Source organism: Streptomyces sp. E2N166 (assembly GCF_003671715.1).
GTDB classification, from domain to species: Bacteria; Actinomycetota; Actinomycetes; order Streptomycetales; family Streptomycetaceae; genus Streptomyces; species Streptomyces thinghirensis.
In genome coordinates, this window is record NZ_RAIF01000031.1 from 816,786 (window position 1) to 822,177 (window position 5,392).

The 5,392-nt window shown below is 70.5% G+C and carries 5 protein-coding genes; all 5 read left to right on the forward strand.

The window, feature by feature from the left end; all coding sequences use genetic code 11:
* The first annotated feature begins 260 nt into the window (after positions 1-260).
* Complete coding sequence (locus tag EBH09_RS25775; protein ID WP_121749281.1) at positions 261-1,502, forward strand: Ig-like domain-containing protein; 1,242 nt, start codon at positions 261-263, stop codon at positions 1,500-1,502.
* Between the two features lie 158 nt (positions 1,503-1,660).
* Positions 1,661-2,920 (forward strand): Ig-like domain-containing protein, encoded by a 1,260-nt coding sequence (locus tag EBH09_RS25780; protein ID WP_193776560.1) that lies wholly within the window; start codon positions 1,661-1,663, stop codon positions 2,918-2,920.
* A 148-nt stretch (positions 2,921-3,068) separates the two neighbouring features.
* The gene (locus EBH09_RS25785) at positions 3,069-3,836 is read left to right on the forward strand and encodes an enoyl-CoA hydratase-related protein (RefSeq protein ID WP_121749282.1); all 768 of its coding nucleotides are present in this window, start codon (positions 3,069-3,071) and stop codon (positions 3,834-3,836) included.
* A gap of 287 nt (positions 3,837-4,123) precedes the next feature.
* Positions 4,124-4,627: an ATP-binding protein gene (locus EBH09_RS25790; protein WP_193776534.1), complete on the forward strand. Its 504-nt coding sequence runs from the start codon at positions 4,124-4,126 to the stop codon at positions 4,625-4,627.
* A 97-nt stretch (positions 4,628-4,724) separates the two neighbouring features.
* A complete protein-coding gene (locus EBH09_RS25795; RefSeq protein WP_121749284.1) occupies positions 4,725-5,336 on the forward strand; it encodes an ADP-ribosyltransferase in 612 nt (203 codons plus the stop codon).
* Positions 5,337-5,392: the final 56 nt, after the last annotated feature.

The following is a 5,392-nucleotide window of genomic DNA, read 5'->3' on the forward strand; positions in this document are numbered from 1 at the left end:
CCCGCCGCGCGCCGTTCACCGCGACGGCGGGGTGCCCGTCCTCGGCGGCCTGCTTCCCGGCCACCGCCTCCTGCTCGGCTGCGCTGGACACCTGTCAGCCTCCTGCGGCTCGTGGAACGACGTGCCAGAGACGGAAGACGGGAAGAGGGCGCACGGTGTCCCGACCGCTGCTCCCCGTCGCGTCGTCCTCCCCACTGTTCTGCCCACCGCATGGCTCGCACTCACGTTTCCCCAGGGCGGACCGGTCGTTACGGGTGGATGTGAGGCACGTACAAGGGCGCGCACGGCGCGCAGGGGCCGCTCTGGCCACCGTACTGACATGGGCAGGACTGCTGGCCGGGGCCGCCGGATGCACCTCGGACGGCGGTGGCATCGGCGGTGGCATCGGCGGGGTGTTCGGCAAACCCCCCGCAGCCGAGGAGGTCATCCGCATCACCCCGGACGACGGCAGCAAGGCCGTCCGGCCGGAGGAGAGGAAGCTGTCGGTGCGGGTGCCCGGCGGGCGGCTGGAGTCGGTGAAGGTCGTCAAGTCGCAGGACGCGCAGGAGACCCCGGTACCCGGCCGGATCTCCGACGACGGCCTGCGCTGGGAACCCGACGACGACCGGCTGGCGCTCGCCGCGAAGTACACGGTCGACGCCGTCGCCCTGGACGGCCAGGGGCGCCGCTCGGCCCGGCACACCACCTTCACCACCTACGTCCCCGAGGAGCGCTTCATCGGGTACGTCGCTCCCGAGAACCGCTCGGTCGTCGGCACCGGCATGATCGTTTCGCTGGAGTTCAACCGGGAGATCACCGACCGCGCCGCCGTCGAACGCGCCGTCTCGGTGACCGCGAAGCCCGCCACCGAGGTCCGCCCCCACTGGTTCGGCAAGGACCGCCTCGACTTCCGCCCCGAGAAGTACTGGAAGCCCGGCACCGAGGTCACCGTCGACCTGCACCTGCGGGACGTCGAAGGCGCGCCGGGGGTGTACGGACTCCAGCACAAGACGTTCTCCTTCACCGTCGGCCGCAGCCAGGTCTCCCGCGTCGACGCGGCCAAGCGGACCATGCAGGTGCGCCGGGACGGCACACTGCTGACCACCGTGCCGATCACGGCGGGGGCGCCGACGACCCCCACCTACAACGGCAAGATGGTGATCACCGAGATGCTCGACGTCACCCGCATGAACAGCCGCACGGTCGGCTTCGGCGGCGAGTACGACATCCCCGACGTCCCGCACGCCATCCGTCTGACCAGCTCCGGCACCTTCCTGCACGGCAACTACTGGGCACCGGAGGACACCTTCGGCCGGGCCAACGTCAGCCACGGCTGCGTGGGTCTGCGCGACGTCAAGGGCGGCGGTTCCGACACTCCGGCGGGCTGGTTCTTCGACCGCAGCCTGATCGGTGACGTCGTCGAGGTGGTCCACAGCAAGGACAAGAAGGTCTCCCCCGACAACGGGCTCGGTGGCTGGAACATGAACTGGGAGAAGTGGAAAGCGGGCAGTGCGGTGAAGTAGCGCCGGCGTGATTCCGGCACCCGGCCGCCAACTCGGTACGGAACAGTGACAATTCCTCTGTCCCCTACGCCCCTGGCCTGCGGTTACGATGCGCCGGTGCGCGCGGGCGCACCGGGGCGCGGGCCCGACCAGGCCCGGCGAGGGGAGACAAGTTGAACGTGCGTCCGATATCGGGGGCGTCACCGGCGGTCCGCCGGGGGCGGAGCGGCAGGGGACGCGGCAGGACACTGCCGGCGCTGGCACTGGGTGTGCTGCTGACGCTGACCGCGTGCGGCGGGGGAGGGTCCGGATCGGGAGCCGGGGCCGGGGACGACGGCGGCAAGAACGCCAAGGACTCCACCGCGGCACAGAGCGAGCAGTCCGAGGCCGTGGTCAGCATCGCCCCGAAGAACGGGGCCAAGGCCGTCGACACCAGCGGCGACCTCAAGGTCGCCGCCGCGAAGGGCAAGCTCACGGAGGTCCTGGTCAAGGACGCCGAGGGAACGAAGGTCGACGGGAAGATATCCGCGGACGGCGCCACCTGGACGCCGTCCACCCACCTGGCCGCCGCCACCACCTACACCGTGCACGCGGTCGCCAAGGACTCCGAGGGCCGCACCGCCGCCGAGGACTCCCGCTTCACCACCCTGACGCCGAAGAACACCTTCATCGGCACCTTCACGCCGGAGGACGGCTCGAAGGTCGGCGTCGGCATGCCGTTCTCGATCCGCTTCACCCGGGGCATCACCAACCCCGAGGACGTCGAGAAGGCCATCCGCGTCAAGACCGAACCGGCCGTCGAGGTCGCGGGCCACTGGTTCGGCAACGACCGCCTCGACTTCCGCCCGGAGAAGTACTGGAAGGCCGGCACCAAGGTCACCGTCGACCTCAACCTCGACGGCGTCGAGGGCCGCGACGGGGTCTACGGCGAACAGGCCAAGACCGTCTCCTTCACGGTCGGCCGCAGCCAGGTCTCCGTCGTCGACGCCAAGAAGCTCACGATGAAGGTCGTGCGGGACGGCAAGACCGTCAAGACCATCCCCGTCACCACCGGCGCTCCCGGCTACGAGACCTGGAACGGCCAGATGGTCATCACCGAGCGGCTCCCCGTGACCCGGATGAACGGCGAGACGGTCGGCTACGGCGGCGAGTACGACATCAAGGACGTCCCGCACGCCATGCGCCTGTCCACGTCCGGCACCTTCATCCACGGCAACTACTGGGGCGGCGACGCCTTCGGCAACCGCAACTCCAGCCACGGCTGCATAGGCCTGCGCGACGTGCGCGGCGGCTGGGACGAGAAGGCGCCGGCCGCCTGGTTCTTCGAGAACTCGCTCATCGGCGACGTGGTCGTGGTGAAGAACTCCAACGACGCGACCATCGCCCCGGACAACGGCCTCAACGGCTGGAACATGTCCTGGGAGAAGTGGAAGGCGTAGGCCGGCGGTGCACCCGCGCCCCAAGGGGGCGCGGGTGCCGTCGCGACATGCGGCTCCGCCGCGTGGGCGCGAGCAACGCGCCACCGGCCGTGGGCCGACCACGCACCCACGACCCCCACGGCGGTGAACGCCCGCTAACCTGCGGAGCATGACCGTACATCTGGAAGTCGCCGAAGGCATTGGCACGCTGCGTCTGGACCGTCCACCGATGAACGCGCTGGACATCGCCACCCAGGACCGGCTCAAGGAACTCGCCGAGGAGGCCACCCGCCGCGATGACGTGCGCGCCGTGGTGATCTACGGCGGCGAGAAGGTGTTCGCGGCGGGCGCGGACATCAAGGAGATGCAGGTGATGGACCACGCGGCGATGATCCAGCGCTCCCGCGGCCTGCAGGACGCCTTCACCGCGGTGGCCCGCATCCCCAAGCCGGTGGTCGCGGCGGTCACCGGATACGCCCTCGGCGGCGGCTGCGAACTCGCGCTCTGCGCCGACTTCCGCATCGCCGGGGAGAACGCCAAGCTCGGCCAGCCCGAGATCCTGCTCGGCCTGATCCCCGGCGCGGGCGGCACCCAGCGGCTCTCCCGGCTGGTCGGCCCCTCCAAGGCCAAGGACCTCATCTTCACCGGCCGCCAGGTGAAGGCCGACGAGGCGCTGGCACTCGGCCTGGTGGACCGCGTGGTGCCGGCCGCCGAGGTCTACGAGCAGGCGCACGCCTGGGCGGCACGGCTCGCGAAGGGGCCCGCCATCGCGCTGCGCGCGGCGAAGGAGGCGATCGACACGGGTCTGGAGACGGACATCGAGACCGGCCTCGCCGTCGAGCGGAACTGGTTCGCGGGTCTGTTCGCCACCGAGGACCGTGAGCGGGGGATGCGCAGCTTCGTGGAGGAAGGCCCCGGGAAGGCGAAGTTCCTCTGAGTGCGCTCGATGAAGTGGGTCCGCACCGCTCGCAGTTGACGCGGTGTCTGATTCCGGGTCCCTCGATGGGGCGGTTTATGGCAGCCTTAACGCACCATTAAGCGCGTCTTGTCGAGGGAGTCCGCCGCTTGTCTCCGGCCGAGTCGTCCACGCAGGTCAGTGGGGCTGCTTCCGGCTCCGAACTGCCCGCGGCATATGCTGATCGACCCTTGCCGGGGCAGGGCTCGGCAGGGGCGTATTCCCCGGGAACGGCCACGGAGCCCTCGGGGGGCGGCCATTATGGGGGCATGGCGGGGCTGGAGGGTACGGAACAGCCGCGGGGAGCCGGACGGGCGACCGCGGCGCGCTGGTCGCCGGCGGTCGAGGACGAGAGCGCGCTCAAGGCGCTGGAGCTGTTCGGAAACCCGACGGAGCGCGAGGTTCCGTTACCGTCCCGCCCCGAGTCCGCCGCCACCGCCCGCCGGCTGGCCCAGGTCGTGGCCCTGCGCCAGTGGGCACTCGGCCCCAAGGTCACGGAGGACACCGTCCTGCTCGTCTCCGAGCTGGTGGGCAACGCCGTACGCCACACCGGTGCCCGTATCTTCGGTCTTCACATGCGCCGTCGCCCCGGCTGGATCCGCGTCGAGGTCCGCGACCCCTCCCGGGGGCTGCCGTGTCTGATGCCGGTGCAGGAGACGGACATCAGCGGGCGCGGCCTCTTCCTCGTCGACAAGCTGTCCGACCGGTGGGGCGTCGATCTGCTGCCGCGCGGCAAGACCACCTGGTTCGAGATGCGGGTCGTGGACCGCTGAGGTCCCATCTGCCGCTGGGAGCAACCCCGTTCGGCGGACACGCCGCCTACGGGTGAAGATCCGCGGTCCGGTGCCGCGGAGCCGGGATCGTACCCGCATGATCACCACACGCCTGCGGCGACGGGCCGCCGCCGCCGTCCTGTCCCTCTCCGCCGTGCTCGCCACCTCGGCCGCCACCGTCCCCCAAGCGGCGGACCCGGCGACGGCTCCCGCCAAGGCCGCCCCCGCCTGCCCCCAGTTCGACGACAAGCTCAAGGCCGCCGCCGACTCCGGCGTCGACGTCGCCCGCATCACGCCCGAGCCGGTCTGGCGCACCACGTGCGGCACCCTCTACCGCAGCGACAGCCGGGGCCCGCAGGTCGTCTTCGAGGAGGGCTTCCACGCCAAGGACGTCCAGAACGGCCAGTACGACGTCGAAAAGTACGTCCTGGTCAACCAGCCCTCGCCGTACGTCTCGACGACCTACGACCACGACCTCTACAAGACCTGGTACAAGTCCGGGTACAACTACTACATCGACGCCCCCGGCGGCATCGACGTCAACAAGACCATCGGCGACACCCACAAGTGGGCCGACCAGGTCGAGGTCGCCTTCCCCGGCGGCATCCAGCGGCAGTACGTCATCGGCGTCTGCCCGGTCGACCGGCAGACCAAGACCGAGATCATGAGCGAGTGCGAGAGCAACCCGCACTACAAGCCCTGGCACTGACGGCCCCGGCCCGGGGCAGGCCCTGACTCACGGCCGGAGGAACAGCGCCTCCGACC

Excerpts from the sequence above, each read along its gene's own strand:
- EBH09_RS25785 (WP_121749282.1), top strand. The coding sequence starts at position 3,069 with ATGACCGTACATCTGGAAGTCGCCGAAGGCATTGGCACGCTGCGTCTG.
- EBH09_RS25795 (WP_121749284.1), top strand. The coding sequence starts at position 4,725 with ATGATCACCACACGCCTGCGGCGACGGGCCGCCGCCGCCGTCCTGTCC.
- EBH09_RS25790 (WP_193776534.1), top strand. The coding sequence starts at position 4,124 with ATGGCGGGGCTGGAGGGTACGGAACAGCCGCGGGGAGCCGGACGGGCG.